The following is a 19,129-nucleotide window of genomic DNA, read 5'->3' on the forward strand; positions in this document are numbered from 1 at the left end:
GCGGGTGCGTCGGCCGGGCCGATCCCGGCGTCGACCAGGGTGACCGGCCCGTCGCCGGCGCGGATCGCGAAGCTGCGGAACGGCAGCCACCACTGCCCGTCGGCGGTCACCGAGCCGGGGTCGCGCCGGTCGGCCTCCGCCCAGTGCGCCGCCGTGGCCTGCGGAAACGCCTCCGCGCGGGACTGGAAGAAGGCACCCTCACCGTCGGTGAGTGCGGTGACCGTGATAGACCCGAGGGTGCGGTTCAGTGGCATCGGACGATGATTCCAGGGCATTCCTGTTCCGCACAGCCCGGTTCCGCCGGCCGGTCGAGGCCGGCTGGGGGCTGCCGGCCCAATTGCAGTACGCTCGTACTGCTTGAGCACGTGTCCCCCGAGAGGAGCGCCGGCCGATGGCGAAGATCAAGGTAAACAACCCGGTCGTAGAACTCGACGGCGACGAGATGACCCGGATCATCTGGAAGCAGATCCGGGAGCAGCTGATCCTGCCCTACCTCGACGTCGACCTGCACTACTACGACCTGTCGATCCAGCACCGCGACGAGACCGACGACCAGGTCACGATCGACGCCGCCAACGCCATCAAGGAGCACGGCGTCGGCGTCAAGTGCGCGACCATCACCCCGGACGAGGCCCGGGTCGAGGAGTTCGGCCTGAAGAAGATGTGGCGGTCGCCCAACGGCACCATCCGCAACATCCTCGGCGGCGTCGTCTTCCGTGAGCCGATCATCATGTCCAACGTGCCGCGGCTGGTCCCCGGCTGGACCAAGCCGATCATCATCGGCCGGCACGCCCACGGTGACCAGTACAAGGCCACCGACTTCGTCGTCTCCGGCCCGGGCACGGTGACCATCACCTACACCCCGGCCGACGGCGGCGCGCCCATGGAGATGGAGGTCGCCAACTTCCCCGGCGGCGGCATCGCCATGGGCATGTACAACTACGACGAGTCGATCCGGGACTTCGCCCGGGCGTCGTTCCGGTACGGGTTGGACCGCAACTACCCGGTCTACCTGTCCACCAAGAACACCATCCTCAAGGCGTACGACGGCCGGTTCAAGGACATCTTCGCCGAGGTGTTCGAGACCGAGTTCAAGGCCGAGTTCGACGCCGCCGGCATCACCTACGAGCACCGGCTCATCGACGACATGGTCGCCGCAGCGCTCAAGTGGGAGGGCGGCTACGTCTGGGCCTGCAAGAACTACGACGGTGACGTGCAGTCCGACACCGTCGCGCAGGGCTTCGGCTCGCTGGGTCTGATGACCTCCGTCCTGCTCTCCCCGGACGGCCGGACCGTCGAGGCCGAGGCCGCGCACGGCACGGTCACCCGGCACTACCGGCAGTACCAGAAGGGCGAGAAGACCTCGACCAACCCGATCGCGTCGATCTACGCCTGGACCCGGGGCCTGGCCCACCGGGGCAAGCTGGACGGCACCCCGGCGGTCACCGAGTTCGCCAACACCCTGGAGCAGGTCATCGTCGACACCGTCGAGGGCGGCCAGATGACCAAGGACCTCGCGCTGCTCATCTCGCGCGACGCCCCGTGGCTGACCACCGACGAGTTCATGAACGCGCTCGACGAGAACCTGGCCCGCAAGATCGCTGCCTGATCCAGGCGTACCGCGTCATCGGAGCCCGCCGGCACCCCTGCCGGCGGGCTTCGGCGTGTCCGACGTCGCCGCGCCGGTCGGCGTCACTGCGGCCGGCGCGCCTCGTTGACCAGGATGGACGAGATGCCAGTCGCGTCCAAGGAAGGTTGACCACGGTCGACCCGCGGCACCCGTGCGCCGATCAGCCAGCCTTCCCGGCTGTGCCGTGCACAGCCAGCCGTCCCTTCCCTGCGGGGGGCCCTGTCCCGGGCCCCCCGCGCCCTGTTTCCCGCAAGCTCATGCCGAGCCGAGCCGAGCCGAGCCGAGCCGAGCCGAGCCGAGCCGAGCCGAGCTCAGGCATCGCGCACGGCGGGGCCGCTCAGGCGGCGCGCAGCAGGTCGGCGGCGCGTTCCGGGGCGATGTCGTTGATGAAGACGCCCATCCCGGACTCGGAGCCCGCCAGGTACTTCAGCTTGTCCTTGGCCCGCCGGATGCTGAACAGCTGGAGGTGCAGGTGGCCCAGCTCGCGGTCGACCCGCACGGGCGCCTGGTGCCAGGCCGAGATGTACGGCATCGGCATGTCGAACAGGCCGTCGAAGCGGCGCAGCAGATCCAGGTAGAGCGGCCCGAAGGCGTCCCGCTCGCTGTCGCTGAGCGCCGGGATGTCCGGCACCACGCGGTGCGGCGCGATGTGCACCTCGAACGGCCAGCGCGCGGCCGCCGGGACGAACGCCGTCCAGTGTTCGTTCTCGGTGACCACCCGGTCGCCGGTGGCACGCTCGGCGGCCAGCACGTCCGCGTACAGGTTGCCCCCGCCGGTCCGCTCGGCGTGCCGGCGTGCCGCAGCCAGCAGCGCGCGGGTGCGCGGCGTCACGAAGGGGTACGCGTAGATCTGCCCGTGCGGGTGGTGCAGCGTGACACCGATCTCCACGCCCCGGTTCTCGAAACAGAAGACCTGTTCGACACCGGGCAGTTCGCCGAGCACCTGGGTGCGGTCGGCGAGCGCGTCCAGCACGGTGCGGACCCGGCGCGGTGGCAGGCTGGCGAACGAGGCGTTGTGGTCGGACGTGAAGCAGACCACCTCGCACCGGCCGAGGCCCGGCCGGACCGGCGTGAACGGGGTGATCTCCCCGGGCTCCTCGGCCACCCGACCGCTCAGCGACGGGAACCGGTTCTCGAAGACCACCACGTCGTAGTCCGGGGCGGGGATCTCGGTCAGCCGGTCGCCCACCGACGGGTCGAGGGGGCACTCGCTCGCCGGCGGGAGGAAGGTGCGGGTCTGCCGGTGTGCGGCCACCGCCACCCACTCGTCGGTCAACGGGTCGTAGCGCAGCTGCGACGCGGGGGGAGGCGGGGGCAGGTCGCGGCGGTCCGGCTGGTCGCGGACGGCGTCGTCGCGCTCGTCGAAGTAGATCAGCTCCCGGCCGTCGGCCAGGTCGATCGCGGTGCGCTTCACGGCGCCGTCCCCTCAGTTGTCGGCGTGCCCGTCACGCGGCCCGCCCCTGTCGCCTTCACCATGATCAGTTCGCCCACCTGTTCGCCGAGTACCCGTCGTGCGGCTGGAGGCAACCGGTCGTCGCTGACCAGTACGTGGGCCGCCGCCAGCTCGACGATCGAGGAGATGCCCACCGTGCCCCACTTGGTGTGGTCGGCGAGCACCACCAGTTGGTCGGCCGCGGCCACGAGCGCCCGATCGGTCTCCGCCTCCATCAGGTTCGGGGTGGTGAAGCCGGCCCGCTCGGTGATGCCGTGGACGCCCAGGAAGAGCAGGTCCAGGTGCAGTGACCGGACGGCCCCGACCGCGAGTGGACCGACCAGCGCGTCGGACGGTGTGCGTACGCCGCCGGTGAGCACCACCGTCTGGTCGGGGCGGCCGCCGGCGTGCATGATCTCGGCCACCGGCAGCGAGTTGGTCACGACGGTCAGCTCGGGCACGTCCACCAGCCGGCGGGCCAGCTCGGCCGTGGTGGTGCCGGCGGAGAGCGCGACCGCCGCTCCCGGTCGGACCAGCTGGGCCGCCCGGTCGGCGATGGCGGCCTTCTCCGGCAGTTGGCGGACCGACTTGGCGTGGAAGCCCGGCTCGTCGGTCGAGCTCGGCCCGGTTTTGGTGGCACCGCCGTGCACCTTGGCCAGCAGGCCGCGCTCGTGCAGCGAATCCAGGTCACGCCGGATGGTCATGTCGGACACGCCGAACTCGGCGGCCAACTCACCGACCCGGACGCCGCCGGAGGAGCGGACCCGCTCCAGGATGGCCGCCTGCCGCTGCTGAGCGAGCATCAGCCGTGCCTCCCCGGACGTCCACGTACCTCACGCGGTCAAACGTGTTCCAACAAAGATGAACACTAGCGCGTAGCGGTCAGCGGTGGAAGGAACGGGTACGGCGACGCCTCAGGCGGTGGCGATCTTCAATTCCACCCAGCCGGTCTCGGTCAGGTGGTGCAGCACCGCCTGCACCGCGTCCGGCACGCTCAGGTCGGTGGTGTCGAGCACCAGGTCGGCGTCGGTCGGCTCCTCGTACGGGTCGTCGATGCCGGTCATCCCGGTGAGCAGGCCAGCCCGCGCCCGCGCGTACAGGCCCTTGCGGTCCCGCCGCTCGCACACCTCCAGCGGGGTGGCCACGTGCACCAGCACGAAACCCGCCCCGGCGGCGAGCGCCATCTCCCGGGCGGTGGCGCGGGCCGCCGCGTACGGGGCGATCGGGCAGCAGATGCCCACCCCATGGTGCCGGGCGATCTCGGCGGCCACCCAGCCGATCCGCCGGACGTTGAGATCCCGGTCGGCCTTGCTGAAGCCCAGCCCGGCGGAGAGCTCCCGGCGCACCACGTCCCCGTCGAGCAGGGTCACCGTGCGGTCGCCGTTCTCCCGCAACGCGTCCGCCAGCCCACGGGCGATTGTCGACTTGCCGGAGCCGGAGAGGCCGGTCAGGAAGACCACCAGCCCACGCTGCCGGCGGGGCGGCCGGGCGCGGGCCAACTCCCGTGCCACGGCGGGCGGGGTGTGCCACTCCGGTAGCGGGAAACCCCGGTCGAGCAGGTCGTCGATCTCCGGCTGGGTCAGCGCGAGCCGGCGGTTGCGCGGTGGGATGTCCTCCCGCCAACGCCACTGCCCGTCCCGGTTGTCGTAGGCGAGTTCACGGGGCACCAGCACCCGCAGCCCGGCACCGGAGAGCATCTCCCCGGTGGAGAGCAGGTGGGTGACCCCGTACGCGGCGGAGACCCGGGCGCGCAGCAACGCGTCACTGATCTCCTCGCGTCGGTGCGACAGCGGCACCGCGACCAGGGTGGCGGGCGGCATCCGGTCCCGGGCGGCGAAGATCGCACGGACCAGCGCCTCCGGTGGGAGCCCGTCGGCGCCGCCCTCACCGACCGGGATCATCACGAGCAGATGAGCGGCCAGGGTGCGGGCGGCATGGGCGATCTGGGCGAGCTGCGGACGGTGCAACGGCCGATCGGCGATCACGCCGAGCACCCGGCCCGGGGGCAGCAGCGCGCGGACCTCCTCCGGGTTACGGCGCAGTCGCTGGAACGGACCGTGCCCACCGTCGCCCAGTCGGCGGACCTGACCGCCCACCCCCGCCACGCCGTCGCGCACCGGCCAGACGTCGGCCACGTCCAGGGCGGCCGCCGGGGCGCCCTCCCCGTCGGTCAACACGAGCGCCCGGCGGGCCGGGTCGCGCGGATCGAAGCTCTGCGCCAGTGCGGCCGGCACCTGGAGAACGACCGCGACCTGCCACGGTGTGCCATCGGCCAGCCGGCCGCGTCGGCTGACCGAGACCAGGTCGGCGCGGGTCATGAAACCAGTCAGAGGGGCGTACGCGCCGGTCAGCAGCAGCTCCAGATCCGCGAGCTCACCGGGACGTGGCGTGTACGCCGGTGCGTCCCGTAGCACCTCGTCGGGCAGCACCCAGCCGTTGCTCATCCACACCCCCCACTCGCTGACCGGCACACAGTTTCGCAGCCGACCGCCGATCGGTCGAGGGCGCCACTCCACGACCCGCGCGGGCGGATCAGCGCTTGATCCGCCGGCCTACCGCCGACCGCACCCGGTTCCACACCTTCCGCTCGTCGCGGATCCGGGGTCGCGACCCGTCGGCCCGGCAGATGAACAGCAGCGGCAGTCGCGCGTCCTCGGTCCAGCCCACGTTGGTGATCCGGGCCTTGAGCATCCAGCTGCCCCGGGTCCGGCCCCCGTTGAGAGCACCGAAGTCGATCGTGGCGGTGCCCCGGTGCACCAGGTGGACGGTGTCCGCCGCCGTCGTACCGGTGATCCGCTCGGTCTCGAAGGTCGTCGGGATGAAGATCTCGTCGCCGGTCTCGCGGCGACGGGCGACCAGGTCCAGGCGGGCCCTGCGGACCTGCGCGGTGGAGTCGAGCACCTCGGGCGCGATCTCCTCCATCGGAAGGACCAGCACGTCGCGGCCGTCGTCGGAGCGGAAGCCGACCGGCTGGTTCGCGGAGCGCAGCTCGGCGGCGACGGTCACCGTGATGGCGTGGTCGACGTGCTGGAGTTCGTCGACCCTGCCGTGTGCCGCGATCCCCGCCTCCCAGCGGGCAAGGCGGCGCAGGTCGGCGACACGACCCCGTTCCGTCAGGTACGCCACGGCCCGGAGCAGGGGCGGCAGCCCGCCGGCGACGCCCGGAGCGAACCGTTCCTGGATGATTCGCTGGCTCTCCAGCGCGACCTGCTCCGCCCAGTCCTCCGGGGCGTCCAGCAGCCGCTTACCGCGCAGTCGGCTGAGCATCTCGTTGCGCAGCCAGCGCCGGTGCAGTCGGTCGCGCAGCTGGCCCGGCTCGGTGTTGGCGTCGACGATGTCCAGCGCGTCGCGCACGGCCGCGTAGTAGCTCGACGGCTCCAGCAGGGCCGCGGTGACGTTGCGCGCGTCGCGCCGGAGGATGTGGTGGTAGCAGGTGTAGTCGGACAGCACCGAGGTGTGTCGGGACTTGAAGTAGGCCCGAACGACAAGCGAGTGGTCCTCCAGCCGACGCTTGCCGCCCTCCGGAAATCGCAGGTCGTGCTCGACGAGGAATGCGCGTCGGAACAGCTTGTGGCAGGTCAGGCTGTCGATCAGCGGCGAGTTCGCCAGGGTGGCGTCGGGGCGGTTCTTCCGGAACAGCTCCCGTGGCACGAAGCGCCCGTACCCGGCCATCTTGCCGATGACGATGTCCGCGTCGTTCGTCTTCGCGTACGCGTAGAGCCGTTCGAGCGCCTCGTCGGCGAACCAGTCGTCGTCGTCGGCGAAGAAGACGTACTCGCCGCGGGCGTGGTCGACGCCGAGATTCCGCGGGCGCGACGGCCAGCCGGAGTTCTCGATGTGCAGCACCCTCATGTGGGCGTGCTGTTCGGCCAGCCGGTCCAGGCGCTCGGCGGTGTCGTCGGTCGAGCCGTCGTCGACGAAGATCGCTTCGAACTCGTCGGCGGGCAGTGACTGGCGCAGCAGGGAGGCGATGAGTTTCTCGATGTGCCGGCCCGAGTTGTACGCCGGCACCACGACGCTCACCTTGGGGACGCCCGCCTCGGCCATCAGGACCCCTTCCCGCGCGTCGGTCGATCACCAGGCGGGTCGATGCCTGGTGAACGGGAGGTGAATGGTGTCACCTTTGGTCTGTCTTTACCGAGGCGGGGTCGGGCCGAACGCGGGACCGGCGGAAACGTCGCCAGAGCCGCGCCGGGGACCTTAGGGGTCCGGCCGGGAAAGGATCAGGGGAGCGCCGGGGGCGTGCCGGTGTCCCTGCTGGGCATCGACTCCCTACGCTGGGCGCGTGACACTGATCGCGACCCAGTCGCTCACCAAGACGTACGGAGGTCGGGTCACCGCGTTGGCCGACCTCACCGTCGCCGTCGAGCCCGGGATCATCGGCCTGGTGGGCGCGAACGGCGCCGGAAAATCCACGTTGATCAAGATTCTGCTCGGCCTGATCGCACCAACCAGCGGTCAGGTCTCGGTGCTCGGCATCGACCCGACCGCGGACCCGGCGGCTGTCCGCAACCGGGTCGGCTACATGCCGGAGCACGACTGCCTCCCACCGGACCTGTCCGCCGCCGAGCTGGTCACCCACCTCGGCCGGATGAGCGGCCTGCCCCGCACCGCGGCTCGTGAGCGGGCCTCGGAGGCGCTGCGGCACGTGGGGCTCTACGAGGAGCGCTACCGCCCGGTCGGTGGCTACTCCACCGGCATGAAGCAGCGCGTCAAGCTGGCCCAGGCGCTGGTGCACGACCCCGACCTGCTGCTGCTGGACGAGCCGACCAACGGCCTGGACCCGGCCGGCCGCGACGCCATGCTCGCGCTGGTGCACCGGATCGGCACCGAGTTCGGCATCTCCGTGCTGGTCTGCTCGCACCTGCTCGGCGAGGTGGAGCGGATCTGCGACACGCTGATCGCCATCGACGGCGGCCGGTTGCTGCGCGCCGACAACATCTCCGCGATGACCTCGGCCACCGACGTGCTCGCCGTGGAGGTCAGCGAAGGCACCGAGCAGCTCGCCGCCCGACTCGCCGAGCTGAAGCTGCCGGTCGCCCGGGACGGACGACTGCTCCTCGTGCCGCTCGCCGACGACGGCACCTACGACCTGATCCTCGGTGCGGTCGCCGAACTGGACCTGCCACTGCACCGACTGGACCAGCGCCGGCACCGGGTGGCCGAACTCTTCGCCACGAGGGAGCTCACTCATGCCTGAGTCGTCCACCACCGCCGTGCGCCCCACGCCGACCGGTGTCATCCACGACATCGGCTACCAGCGCTACCAGGGCCCACGGCTGGGCCGCCGACAGGTCTTCGGCGCGCTCTACCTGCACGGTCTGCGCACCGCGTTCGGGTTCGGGCGCAGCGCCAAGGCCAAGATCTTCCCGTGGCTGGTGGTCGGCATCGTCTCCCTGGTCGCGGTGGCCCTGGCCGCGGTACGCAGCCAGATCGGCGAACCGGTCGCCACGTACGCCCAGTTCGCCGACGCGATGAGCTGGCTGGTCATCTTCTTCGTCGCGGTCGTCGCTCCGGAGCTGGTCTCCCGGGACCTGCGCAGCGGTGTGCTGCCGCTGTACTTCTCCCGGCCGCTGCCGCGCGCCGACTACGCGCTGGCCAAGCTGCTGGCGCTGGTCACCGCGCTCTGGCTGCTGCTCGGCGGGCCGCAGCTGCTGATGTTCCTGGGTGCCGCCTTCACCACCAAGCAGGGCATGCGCGGGGTGTGGAACGAGCTGCTCGACCTGCTGCCCGGGCTGCTCTACGCCGGGCTGTGGGCGGTGGTCTTCGCCTCGGTCGGGCTGCTGGTCGCCTCGCTGACCGGCAAGCGCGCCTTCGCCGCCGGTGGGGTGGTGGCGGTCTTCCTGATGACCACCCCGATCGTCGGGGTGCTGAGCATCCTGCCGTCGCGCGCCGCCAACGAGCTGGCCGGGCTCGCCTCGCCCTCCACGCTGGTGCAGGGGGTGGGCATCTGGTCGCTGGGTGACCTGCTGGTCGAGGGCGATCCGGGCGAGATGATGATCGGCGGGTTCGGCCCGGTCTACGCCCTGGCCGCGGTGCTGTTGGTCGCCGGCGCGACCGCCCTCCTGCTGGCTCGCTACCGGAAGGTCGCCTCCTGATGAGCACGCTGAGCCTGACCGGGGTGTCCCGGTGGTACGGCAACGTGGTCGCGGTCAACGACATCAGCATGGCCCTCGGCCCGGGCGTGACCGGGCTGCTCGGCCCGAACGGTGCCGGCAAGACCACGCTGCTGCACATGATGGCCGGGTTCCTCGCCCCGTCGCGCGGCACCGTCACCCTCGACGACGATCCGACCTGGCGCAATCCCGACGTCTACCGGCGGCTGGGGCTGGTCAGCGAACGGGAGGCGGTGCAGGGCTTCCTCACCGCGTACGAGTTCGTGCTGGCCAGTGCGAAGCTGCACCGGCTGCCCGATCCCGCCGCCGCGGCCCGACGGGCGATCGATCTGGTGGAGCTGGAGTCGGCGCAGGACCGCCGGATCGGCACGTACTCCAAGGGCATGCGCCAGCGTGCCCGGGTCGCCGCCGCGTTGGTGCACGACCCGCAGGTGCTGCTGCTCGACGAGCCGTTCAACGGCATGGACCCCCGCCAGCGGCTGCACATGATGCAACTGCTGCACACCCTGGGTGACGCCGGCCGGACGATCCTGTTCAGCTCGCACATCCTGGAGGAGGTCGAGCAGGTCTCCGGGACGGTGCAGGTGATGGTGGCCGGCCGGTTGGCGGCCTCCGGCGACTTCCGGACCATCCGCCGGTTGATGACGAACCGCCCGCACGTCTTCGCGGTGCGTTCCACCGACGACCGGGCGCTGGCCGTCGCGCTGATCGCCGAGGTGTCGGTGAGTGGGGTCGAGTTGGACCCGACCGGCCTGACCGTGCGGGCCGGTGACTACGGCGCGTTCACCCGGGCGCTACCCCGGATCGCACTGAGCAAAGGCATCCGGGTGCGCCAGCTGGTGCCGTCCGACGAGTCTCTGGAGAGCGTCTTCTCCTACCTGGTGGAGGCCTGACATGTCGACAATTACCTGGATCACCGCACGCGGGCTGTTCGGCCGGCGTCGGTTCCTGCTGCTGCTACCGCTGCCGTTGGTGCTGCTCGGGCTGGCCGTGCTCTGCCGGTCGCTGGGGGTGGACCCGGGCGAGTGGGGGCCGCCGGTGCTGGTCGGCCTCGGGCTGGCCGTGGTGCTGCCGGTGGTCGCGCTGATCGTCGGCACGGGCGTGCTGGGCGCCGAGATCGACGACGGCACCGTCGTGCACATCCTGACCAAGCCGCTGCCGCGCTGGCAGATCGTGCTGCCGAAGCTCGCGGTGGCCGCCGGGGTCAGCGCGGCGACCGTCGCGCTGCCGCTCTACGTCGCGGGCGTGCTCGCCGAGTCGGTACGCCTCGGTCTGGCGCTGGCGGTCGCGGCGGCGCTCGGCGCGCTGGCGTACTCGGCGTTGTTCCTCGCGCTCAGCCTGGTCACCAGGCGGCCGGTGCTGCTCGGCCTGGTCTACGTGCTGATCTGGGAGGGGCTGCTGGGCAACTTCGTCAGCGGCACCAAGGTGCTCTCCATCCAGCAGTACGTGATCGCCCTCGCCGACCGGCTCGCCCCCACCGGGCTGTTGGAGACGAGCGTGTCGGTGCCGGTGGCGTCCGTGATGACCGCGCTGGTCAGCGTCGGCTTCACCGTGCTCGCCATCGACCGCCTGCGCTCGTTCAGCGTGGCGGGCGAGACGAGCTGACGGCGGTGCTAGGGCGTGTGTCAAAGCCCCTGGCCGGCCTGCGGCGGGCCCAGGCGACGACCGGCCGCGTTGGAGATCGGCCCGGATACCGGTGTTGTGTCCGGGCCGATCTCCGCCTTGCCGGACCGCCGCCTGGACTCCGCCTCGGCTCGACCGAGGCTTTGACACACGCCCTGGGCGCTGTTCCGGCCAGCCCCCGCGCGGCGGTAGGGCTGGCCGGATGGACCGGTCGGGCCCCATCGGGCCAGGCTGAAGGGCGTGAGCGTCGAAGCGGAGCGGACGTCGTTGGCTGAGCCATACTCCCGGAGCAGCCGGCCGTGGCTGACCAGCCTGGCCGTCGCCGGGCTGGCCTGTGCCACGGTCGCCACGGCGGCTCAGGGCAGCGGCCAGTTCCACTGGTGGGCGGTGTTCATCCTGATCCCGGCCGCGTTGATCGCGGCCAGCGGCGGGCCGTTGCTGGCCCGCGGCGGTGGCCGGGCGTTCGCGGGTTACATGCTCGCCTGCGTCGGCACGATCGTCTTCGCGGTCGGCGCGCTGCTGATGTTCGGCGTGATGGGGCGGGGTTGGCCGCTCCTGGTGGTGCTGCCCTGCCTGGCGGTCGCCGGCACCTACGGCTGGCGGGCGGCCCACCCGCTGGCCCGCGGCCTGCACCGGGCGGTGGCCCTGCTCGCCCTGACCGGGGCGCTGCTCGGCCTGACCCTGCAACTGATCCGGGTGGAGTTGATCCACCTGGAGACCGGTTGGTGGGGCGCGTTCCTGATGCTGGCCGGGGCCATCGTGCTGGGCAACGCGGGGGAGCTGACCCGGCACCGGATGCCGTACCGCCTCCAGGCGATCACCCTGCTGGTGGGGCCCGCCGTGGTCGCGTTCCTGCTCGGCCTGCGCTTCCTGCGCGGCTGGTGACCCGGCGGACACCTGTCAGAAGGCGCAGGCGATGACCAACTCCGGGGTACGGTCCGGGAGCAGGTCGAGTTTGCCGATCCGGCCCGCCGCCCGTAGGTCGTCGGCGACCAGCGTGAGTTGCTCCAGCAGCGCCGCCGGGCCGAGCGCCTCCGCCAACGGCACCTCCGCCTTCATCGACAGCTTCCGCTCCGACTTGGCCCGTCGCACCTGGCTCAACGCGTCACCGGCGAGCCGCAGCAGCGCCGGCTCACCCGACCCCTCGATCGTCCGGGCCACCTCGTGGGTGGTCGGCCACGGCGCCTGGTGCACCGAGCCGTACCGCCACCACGACCAGACCTCCTCGGTCACGTACGGCAGCACCGGGGCGAACAACCGCAGCTGCACCGACAGCGCCGAGGCCAGCGCCGCCCGTGCGGAGTCGGCCGCCGCGCCGGTGCCGTAGGCCCGCTCCTTGACCAACTCGATGTAGTCGTCGCAGAACCGCCAGAAGAACGCCTCGGTCACCTGCAACGCGGCGGTGTGGTCGTACGAGTCGAAGGCGGTGCTCGCGGCGGTGACCACCGTGGCCAGCTCGGCGAGCATGGCCCGGTCCAGTGGGGTGGTCGCGGGGGCGCGCAACGCGTCCGCCGCGCCCAGCCCGAGCGCGAACTTGGACGCGTTGAGCAGTTTGGTGGCCAGTCGCCGGCCGACCTTGATCTGCGCCGGGTCGAAGGCCAGGTCCATGCCGGGTTTGCCGCTGGCCGCCCAGTAACGCACCGCGTCCGAGCCGTGCTGCTCCAACAGGGCCAGCGGGGTGACCACGTTCCCCTTGGACTTGGCCATCTTCTTGTGGTCGGGGTCGAGGATCCAGCCCGAGAGCACGGTGTCCCGCCAGGGCAGCACCCCGTGCTCGAAGTGCGAACGGACCACGCTGTCGAAGAGCCAGGTCCGGATGATCTCCTGCCCCTGCGGTCGGAGGTCCATCGGGAACACCTTGGCGAACAGGTCCGGGTCGGTCTCCCAACCACCGACGATCTGCGGGGTCAACGAGGACGTGGCCCAGGTGTCCAGCACGTCCGGGTCGCCGATGAAGCCGCCCGGCTGGCCGCGCTGCGACTCGTCGTAACCGGGCGCCGGATCGCTGGATGGATCGACCGGCAGCGCGGACTCGTCCGGCGTGAGAGGGTGGGACCAGTCCGGCTCGCCAGTGTCGTCGAGCCGGTACCACACCGGCACCGGCACCCCGAAGAAGCGTTGGCGGCTGACCAGCCAGTCCCCGTTCAGGCCGCCCACCCAGTTGTCGTAGCGGTGTTTCATGTGCGCCGGCACCCAGTGCAACTGCTCGCCCCGGGCCAGCAGGGTGGCGCGTAGCGCCTCGTCCCGGCCGCCGTTGCGCAGATACCACTGTCGAGTCGAGACGATCTCCAGTGGCCGGTCGCCGCGTTCGTAGAACTTGACCGGGTGCGTGATCGGGCGCAGCTCGCCGATCAGGTCACCGGTGTCGGCCAACATCCCGACGATTTCCCGGCGGGCGCCGTTGACGGTCTGCCCGGCCAGTGCCGCGTACGGCTGCGCGGGCACCCCGTGCGGCGGCTCGGAAAGCAGCCGACCGTCCCGGCCGATCACCACCCGGGTGTCCAACCCCAGCTCACGCCACCAGGTCACGTCGGTCAGGTCACCGAACGTGCAGACCATCGCGACGCCGGTGCCCTTGCCGGGTTCGGCGAGCGGATGGGCGTACACCGGCACCTCGACGTCGAACAGCGGGCTGCGCACCGTGCCGCCGACCAGATCGGCGTACCGCTCGTCGTCGGGATGACAGACCAGCGCCACGCAGGCCGGTAACAGCTCGGGCCGGGTGGTGTCGATGAGCACCTCCCGCCCGTCGGCCGCGGTGAACCGCAGCCGGTGGTAGGCGCCGGGGCGCTCCCGGTCCTCCAACTCCGCCTGGGCGACCGCGGTGGCGAAGCCGACGTCCCAGAGCGTCGGCGCCTCCGACTGGTACGCCTCGCCGCGGCGCAGGTTGCGCACGAACGCCCGCTGACTGGTGGTCCGGGCCATCCGGCCGATCGTCGTGTACGTCAGGGACCAGTCCACCGAGAGCCCGAGCCGCCGCCACAACGCCTCGAAGGCCTGCTCGTCGGTGACCGTCAGCCGTTCGCACAGCTCGATGAAGTTGCGCCGGGAGATCGGGGTGGGGTCGCGGCGGGCCGCGTCGTCGACCGGAGTCGCCGGCGGTCGCCACACCGGGTCGTACGGCAGCGCCGGATCGCAGCGCACCCCGTACACGTTCTGCGCCCGACGTTCGGTGGGCAGGCCGTTGTCGTCCCAGCCCATCGGGTAGAAGACGGCCTTCCCGCGCATCCGCTGGTAGCGCGCGGTGGTGTCGGTGTGTGTGTACGAGAAGACGTGCCCCATGTGCAACTCGCCCGATACGGTCGGCGGCGGGGTGTCGATGGCGTACACGTCCTTGCGCTCCTTCGAGCGGTCGAACGCGTACGTGCCTTCCTCCTGCCAGCGGCGTGCCCAGCTCTCCTCGAGCCCGTCCAGGGTCGGACGCTCGGGAACGCCGGCGCGGGCCGTCCTCGCCGTATCGGTCATTCTGCGATCGTAGGCACCTGCCGGGTGCGGGGCGACGTAGTTGCGGCCGAACACACCGGCCGGCGGGGAACGGCCACGACCGGGGCGACCCTGCTAGACCAGCGAGTCGCGCCACTGGCGGTGCAGGGCGGCGTACCGGCCGTCGGCCTCGGCCAGCACGGCGGGTGGGCCGTCCTCGACGACCCTTCCGCCGTCGAGGACGAGCACCCGGTCGGCGGTCTCCACGGTGGAGAGTCGATGGGCGATCACCAGCGCGGTGCGGTCGCGCAGGATGGTGCCGAGTGCCCGCTGCACGAGTCGTTCCGTCGGCACGTCCAGGGACGACGTCGCCTCGTCCAGGATGAGCACGGTCGGGTCGGCCAGGAACGCGCGGGCGAACGCGACCAGCTGGCGTTGCCCGGCGGAGAGTCGGCCGCCGCGTCGGTGCACCTGAGTGGCGTACCCCTCGGGTAGTGCGGCGATGAAGTCGTGCGCGCCGATCGCCCGCGCGGCGGCCTGGACGGCGTCGTCGTCGGCCCCCGGGCAACCGAACCGGATGTTCTCCGCGACGGTCCCGCTGAACAGGTGGTTCTCCTGCGTCACCAGCACCACCGCGCGGCGTAGGTCGGCGTCGCGTACGTCGCGCAGGTCGATCCCGTCCAACCGGACGGTGCCGGCGTCGGGGTCGTGGAACCGGGCGACCAGCTTGGCGATCGTCGACTTGCCCGCCCCGGTGGGCCCGATCAGCGCCACGGTCTGCCCGGCCGGCACGGTCAACTCCAGCCCGCAGAGGATCGGGGTGTCGGTCCGGTAGCCGAAGCTGACCGCTCGGAAGATCACTTCACCACGGCCGGGCCCGGTGGGCAGCGGCGTGGGCCGGGCCGGTTCGGCGACGGCCGGTCGTTCGTCGAGCACCCCGGCCAGCTTCTCCAGTGCGGCGGTGGCCGACTGCAACGAGTTGTAGAACTGGCTCAGCTCCTGCATCGGTTCGAAGAAGCGGCGCAGGTAGAGCAGGAACGCGGCGAGCACGCCGATCTCGGTCTGCCCGCCGAGCACTCGCCAACCGCCGTAGCAGAGCACCACCGCCACGGTGACGTTGCCGATCAGCTTGATCGCGGGCGAGTACGTGGCGATCAGCCGGAACGCGTGCAGGCTGGTTCGTCGGTAGTCGTCGCCGAGCGCCACGAAGATCCGTTGGTTGCGCGGCTCCCGGCGGAACGCCTGCACCGCCCGGATGCCCCGCATCGACTCGACGAAGTGCACGATGACCAGCGCGACCGCGTCCCGGGTCCGTCGGTACGCGCTGGCCGACGACCGGGCGAACCAGCGGGAGAGCCAGAACAGGAACGGGAAGGCGAACAGCGTCACGGCGGCCAGCGGCAGGTCCAGCCAGAGCAGGATGGCGGCCACCGACAGGATCGAGAGGCCGGCCAGCACCAGGCTGTCGATGCCACCGTCGACCAGCTCGGCGATCGAGTCCAGGTCGCTGGTGAGTCGGGAGACCATCCGGCCGGACGTGTACCGCTCGTGGAAGCCCACCGACAGCCGCAGGAAGTGCCCGAACACCCGCTGGCGCAGGTCGAGCAGGACGGCCTGGCCGATCCGGGCGGAGAGGGTGAGGAAGCCGCGGCGGGCCGCGTACTCGGTCACCGAGGCCACCGCGAACGCCCCGGCGACGGTGATCAGCGGGCCGGGGTCGCCGGCGCGCAACGGCGGGATGGCCCGGTCGATGCCGATCATGACCAGGTACGGGCCGGCCATCGCGGCGGCGTTCTGGGCCAGCAGCAGGCCGACCGCCGCGACGAGTCGCCTCCGGTGCGGGCGGAGCAGGTCGCCCAGCAGGGTCCGACTGAGCCGGCGCAGCCGGGCCACCGCCTCGGGGCTGGTGTCCTCGGCTCGACTGCGGTCGGCCTCCGGGTCGGTGGCGGTTCCGCGCCAGCGGGTGAGCTCGGGCTCCTCCTCGGGAGCTGGGTCGGCCTGCTCCGGCACGCTCACGAGCGCACCAGCCCCCACCCGTCCGAAGGGGACGGGCTCGGCCCGTTGGCTCCGGCCGGCGGGGGATGCCCGGCGGGTGGCTCGGCGGCGAGCAGCGCCCGGTACGCCGGGACGGTGGCCAGCAGGTCGGAGTGCCGGCCGGTCGCGGTGATCCGCCCGTCCTGCAGCAGGGCGACCCGGTCGGCCAGCGCGATCGTCGACGGGCGGTGCACCACAAGTAGCGCGGTGCTGTCGCGCAGGACCCGCCGCAGCGCCGTTTCGACCAGGGCCTCGGTGTGCACGTCGAGAGCGGAGAGTGGGTCGTCCAGCACCAGGACCGCCGGTCGGCCGAGCACGGCCCGCGCCAACGCGAGCCGTTGCCGTTGCCCGCCGGAGAGGGACAACCCCTGCTCGCCCACCCGGGTGGCCAACCCCCAGGGCAGGTCGTACGCGAAGTCGGCCTGGGCCAGCGCGAGGGCCGCGCGGATCTCGTCGTCACCGGCGTCCGGCCGACCCAGGGTGAGGTTCTCCCGCACAGACATGGAGAAGAGCGTGGGCTCCTCGAACGCCACCCCGACCAACCGGCGCAGCGAGGCCAGCCGCAGCTCGCGCAGGTCGTGCCCGTCCAGGGTGACCCGGCCGGCGGTCACCTCGTGCAGCCGGGGCACCAGGGAGAGCAGCGTGCTCTTGCCGGAGCCGGTGGCCCCGACCAGGGCCAGCGTCTCGCCCGGCTCGATGATCAGGTCGATCTCGCGCAGCACCGCCGTGGTGGCGCCCGGGTAGCTGAACCCGACCCGCTCGAAGCGCAGCCGACCGTGCACCTTGTCGCGGGGCAGCGCGACCGCACCGGGGGAATCGACGATCTGGGGTGGAGTGTCCAGCACCTCCTGGATCCGGTCGGCCGCGGTGGCCGCCTCCTGACCGTTGGCGATGATCCAACCCAGCGACTGCACCGGCCAGATGAGCATCAGTTGCAGGCTGACGAACGCGACCAGCTCGCCGATGGTGAGCGCGCCCTGCGCGGCGGCGGCCGCGCCCGCCGCCAGCACCACACCCAGGGTCACGTTGGGCACCAGGTCGAGCAGCGCCGAGGTGTTGGCCAGCAGCCGTCCCTTGCCGACGCCGGTGTCGTGCAGCCGCCGGGCCGCACCGGCGAAGCGGGCGGCCAGTTCGGGCCCCCGCCCGTACGCCTTCATGGTGCGCAGGCCCTGCGCGGTCTCCTCGACAAGCGTCGCCACGTCGCCCTGCTGGTCCTGCATACGGCGGGACGCGGCGTGGTAGTGCCGCCCGAACCGACGACTGATCAGCAGCAGCGGCACCGCGCTGGCCGCGACCAGCACCCCGAGCGCCGCGTGCAGGTTGATCAGCAGCACCACCACGACCACGTACGTGGTCAGGTTGAGCACCAGGAAGAACACGCCGAAGGAGAGGAACCGGCGGATCACCGACAGGTCGCTGGTGATCCGGGAGAGCAACTGGCCGGACTGCCAGCGGTCGTGGAAGCTCGTCGGCAGCCGTTGCAGGTGGGCGTAGACATCGGCCCGCAGCGCCGCCTCCATCCCCACCGCCGAGGACGACTGCACCCACCGGCGGATGAAGATGAGCACCGCCTCGACGACGCCGAGCAGCAGTGCCAGGCCGCCGAGCTGGAGCAGCCCGGCCGGTTCGTGTCGGGCCACCGGCCCGTCCACGACCCGCTGCACCACCAGCGGTACGGCGATCCCGGCGGCGGTGCCGGCGAGCCCGGCGACCAGCAACCAGGCGAACTCGGCGGCGTACGGGCGCAGGTAGGGGCGTAGCCGCCAGAGGTTGTGCGCGGGGTGGGTGCCCGCGGCGGCCCGGGCGGCCGGGTCGCCGTCGCTCTCCACAGGCACTACCAGACGGTAGCGTCAATGACGTGTCGATGCTTCTGTCAGCTTGTTGTCAAGCGCCGCTCATGACCGAGAAGCCACTTCTTCACGTCCAGCCCCCAGCGGTAGCCGCCGAGCGTGCCGTCGGTGCGGAGGACCCGGTGACAGGGCACGAACAGGGCTGCCGCGTTCCGGGCGCAGGCGGCCGCGGCGGCCCGCACCGCCGGTGGTCGACCGGCCAGCGCGGCGTACCCGGTGTAGGTGACCGGGGTGCCCGGCGGCACCTCGCGCAGCACCTGCCAGGCGTGCGCCATGAACTCTCCACCGGTGCGTTGACGCACCGGCACCGCGTCGATGGCGGCGAGGTCACCGTCCAGGTAGGAGCGGACCGCCGCGCTGACCGGGCCGAGGTCGGCCCGCTCCCGCAGCGGTGCCCGCAGGGCCGGGTGGACCAGGGGCAGCAACGCCGCCGGGTCCGGGGTGAAGCCGGCCGCCCGTACGTCACCGTCGGGGCCGGCGAGGATGCTCAGTGGGCCGGCCGGTGTGTTCAGTACGGTGCTGTCGATGTTCATGCCGCTCTCCAGAGTCTGATCGTGGCGTAGGACCGCCAGGGACGCCAACGTTCGGCGTACCGGTCGAGGGTTGTCGGGGTGTCGGGCAGGCCGAGCGCGGCGGCGCCGCGCCGGACCGCGAGGTCGGAGCTGAGCAGGACGTCCGGGTCGCCGAAGGCGCGCATGGCCAGGTAGTTGGCGGTCCACGGGCCGATGCCGGGCAGCGCGAGCAGCCGCCGAACGGCCTCCCCCCGGTCCACCCCCGCCGCCAGGTCAACCGATCCGTCCACGACGGCCCGAGCCAACCCCCGCAAAGCCTCCCGTCGCCCCACAGGCATCCCGAACCCCGCATCCGGCAGCGCCAAAAGGTCCTCCGCGCTCAAAAACGCGCACAGCCCACCCCCCGCCCCACCTTGTTGATCATGAAGTTGTTGTCCCGACACGCCGTCATCAGTGGCAATAACTTCATGATCAACGCGAGCGTGCGCGGGGGAGGGGGCGGGGGAGGG

Annotated in this window: 15 protein-coding genes and 1 pseudogene; 6 read left to right on the plus strand and 10 right to left on the minus strand. The window is 71.8% G+C overall.

Translation table 11 applies throughout. The features are described 5' to 3' along the window. Nucleotides 1-254 (minus strand): annotated as a pseudogene (locus PSH25_RS32785) (MBL fold metallo-hydrolase); the annotation flags it as partial. A 137-nt stretch (nucleotides 255-391) separates the two neighbouring features. Here PSH25_RS32785 and PSH25_RS32790 point away from each other — a divergent pair. Next, nucleotides 392-1,609 carry an NADP-dependent isocitrate dehydrogenase gene (locus PSH25_RS32790; RefSeq protein ID WP_238662745.1) on the plus strand — a complete coding sequence of 406 codons (1,218 nt, stop codon included), beginning with the start codon at nucleotides 392-394 and terminating at the stop codon, nucleotides 1,607-1,609. A gap of 358 nt (nucleotides 1,610-1,967) precedes the next feature. On the opposite strand, the gene galT is transcribed toward PSH25_RS32790, so the two are convergent. The 4 genes from galT to PSH25_RS32810 form a co-directional block, all read right to left on the minus strand. Then, on the minus strand, nucleotides 1,968-3,044 hold the full coding sequence (gene galT / locus PSH25_RS32795; protein ID WP_238662746.1) for a galactose-1-phosphate uridylyltransferase: 1,077 nt from the start codon (nucleotides 3,042-3,044) through the stop codon (nucleotides 1,968-1,970). Further along, complete coding sequence (locus PSH25_RS32800; RefSeq protein ID WP_238662747.1) at nucleotides 3,041-3,865, minus strand: DeoR/GlpR family DNA-binding transcription regulator; 825 nt, start codon at nucleotides 3,863-3,865, stop codon at nucleotides 3,041-3,043. The genes galT and PSH25_RS32800 overlap by 4 nt, the downstream gene beginning before the upstream one ends. Before the next feature lie 111 nt (nucleotides 3,866-3,976). After that, nucleotides 3,977-5,506 (minus strand): adenylyl-sulfate kinase, encoded by a 1,530-nt coding sequence (cysC, locus tag PSH25_RS32805; RefSeq protein ID WP_238662748.1) that lies wholly within the window; start codon nucleotides 5,504-5,506, stop codon nucleotides 3,977-3,979. Nucleotides 5,507-5,594: 88 nt separating this feature from the next. Continuing rightward, on the minus strand, nucleotides 5,595-7,109 hold the full coding sequence (locus PSH25_RS32810) for a glycosyltransferase family 2 protein (RefSeq protein ID WP_238662749.1): 1,515 nt from the start codon (nucleotides 7,107-7,109) through the stop codon (nucleotides 5,595-5,597). 238 nt (nucleotides 7,110-7,347) lie between these two features. On the opposite strand from PSH25_RS32810, the gene PSH25_RS32815 reads away from it, so the two are divergent. The 5 genes from PSH25_RS32815 (at nucleotide 7,348) to PSH25_RS32835 (ending at nucleotide 11,686) form a co-directional block, all read left to right on the plus strand. Next, nucleotides 7,348-8,262: an ABC transporter ATP-binding protein gene (locus PSH25_RS32815; RefSeq protein ID WP_238662750.1), complete on the plus strand. Its 915-nt coding sequence runs from the start codon at nucleotides 7,348-7,350 to the stop codon at nucleotides 8,260-8,262. Then, nucleotides 8,255-9,160, plus strand: coding sequence for an ABC transporter permease (locus PSH25_RS32820; RefSeq protein WP_238662751.1), 906 nt, complete (start codon nucleotides 8,255-8,257; stop codon nucleotides 9,158-9,160). The genes PSH25_RS32815 and PSH25_RS32820 overlap by 8 nt, the downstream gene beginning before the upstream one ends. Continuing rightward, a complete protein-coding gene (locus PSH25_RS32825) occupies nucleotides 9,160-10,071 on the plus strand; it encodes an ABC transporter ATP-binding protein (RefSeq protein ID WP_238662752.1) in 912 nt (303 codons plus the stop codon). Before PSH25_RS32820 ends, PSH25_RS32825 begins: the two co-directional genes overlap by 1 nt. A 1-nt stretch (nucleotide 10,072) precedes the next feature. Next, the gene (locus tag PSH25_RS32830) at nucleotides 10,073-10,783 is read left to right on the plus strand and encodes an ABC transporter permease (protein ID WP_238662753.1); all 711 of its coding nucleotides are present in this window, start codon (nucleotides 10,073-10,075) and stop codon (nucleotides 10,781-10,783) included. Nucleotides 10,784-11,041: 258 nt separating this feature from the next. Beyond that, nucleotides 11,042-11,686 (plus strand): hypothetical protein, encoded by a 645-nt coding sequence (locus tag PSH25_RS32835; RefSeq protein WP_238662754.1) that lies wholly within the window; start codon nucleotides 11,042-11,044, stop codon nucleotides 11,684-11,686. Nucleotides 11,687-11,701: 15 nt separating this feature from the next. On the opposite strand, the gene valS is transcribed toward PSH25_RS32835, so the two are convergent. The 5 genes from valS to PSH25_RS32860 all read right to left on the minus strand — a co-directional run. Beyond that, on the minus strand, nucleotides 11,702-14,266 hold the full coding sequence (gene valS / locus PSH25_RS32840; protein WP_238662755.1) for a valine--tRNA ligase: 2,565 nt from the start codon (nucleotides 14,264-14,266) through the stop codon (nucleotides 11,702-11,704). 93 nt (nucleotides 14,267-14,359) lie between these two features. Beyond that, the gene (locus PSH25_RS32845; RefSeq protein WP_238662756.1) at nucleotides 14,360-16,240 is read right to left on the minus strand and encodes an ABC transporter ATP-binding protein; all 1,881 of its coding nucleotides are present in this window, start codon (nucleotides 16,238-16,240) and stop codon (nucleotides 14,360-14,362) included. Then, nucleotides 16,237-18,093: an ABC transporter ATP-binding protein gene (locus PSH25_RS32850; RefSeq protein ID WP_238662757.1), complete on the minus strand. Its 1,857-nt coding sequence runs from the start codon at nucleotides 18,091-18,093 to the stop codon at nucleotides 16,237-16,239. The genes PSH25_RS32845 and PSH25_RS32850 overlap by 4 nt, the downstream gene beginning before the upstream one ends. A 38-nt stretch (nucleotides 18,094-18,131) precedes the next feature. Continuing rightward, nucleotides 18,132-18,641 (minus strand): methylated-DNA--[protein]-cysteine S-methyltransferase, encoded by a 510-nt coding sequence (locus PSH25_RS32855; RefSeq protein WP_238662758.1) that lies wholly within the window; start codon nucleotides 18,639-18,641, stop codon nucleotides 18,132-18,134. Further along, nucleotides 18,638-19,129, minus strand: a 492-nt coding sequence (locus tag PSH25_RS32860) for a DNA-3-methyladenine glycosylase family protein (protein WP_372492892.1), incomplete at its 5' end; no start/stop codon positions are given. The genes PSH25_RS32860 and PSH25_RS32855, both read right to left, overlap by 4 nt.

It is taken from the genome of Micromonospora foliorum, assembly GCF_022229015.1.
Classification (GTDB): Bacteria; Actinomycetota; Actinomycetes; order Mycobacteriales; family Micromonosporaceae; genus Micromonospora; species Micromonospora foliorum.

Coding starts and splice junctions, on each gene's coding strand:
- valS (WP_238662755.1), bottom strand. CDS start 14,266: ATGACCGATACGGCGAGGACGGCCCGCGCCGGCGTTCCCGAGCGTCCG.
- cysC (WP_238662748.1), bottom strand. CDS start 5,506: ATGAGCAACGGCTGGGTGCTGCCCGACGAGGTGCTACGGGACGCACCG.
- PSH25_RS32820 (WP_238662751.1), top strand. CDS start 8,255: ATGCCTGAGTCGTCCACCACCGCCGTGCGCCCCACGCCGACCGGTGTC.
- PSH25_RS32855 (WP_238662758.1), bottom strand. CDS start 18,641: ATGAACATCGACAGCACCGTACTGAACACACCGGCCGGCCCACTGAGC.
- PSH25_RS32825 (WP_238662752.1), top strand. CDS start 9,160: ATGAGCACGCTGAGCCTGACCGGGGTGTCCCGGTGGTACGGCAACGTG.
- PSH25_RS32810 (WP_238662749.1), bottom strand. CDS start 7,109: ATGGCCGAGGCGGGCGTCCCCAAGGTGAGCGTCGTGGTGCCGGCGTAC.
- PSH25_RS32830 (WP_238662753.1), top strand. CDS start 10,073: ATGTCGACAATTACCTGGATCACCGCACGCGGGCTGTTCGGCCGGCGT.
- PSH25_RS32800 (WP_238662747.1), bottom strand. CDS start 3,865: ATGCTCGCTCAGCAGCGGCAGGCGGCCATCCTGGAGCGGGTCCGCTCC.
- PSH25_RS32790 (WP_238662745.1), top strand. CDS start 392: ATGGCGAAGATCAAGGTAAACAACCCGGTCGTAGAACTCGACGGCGAC.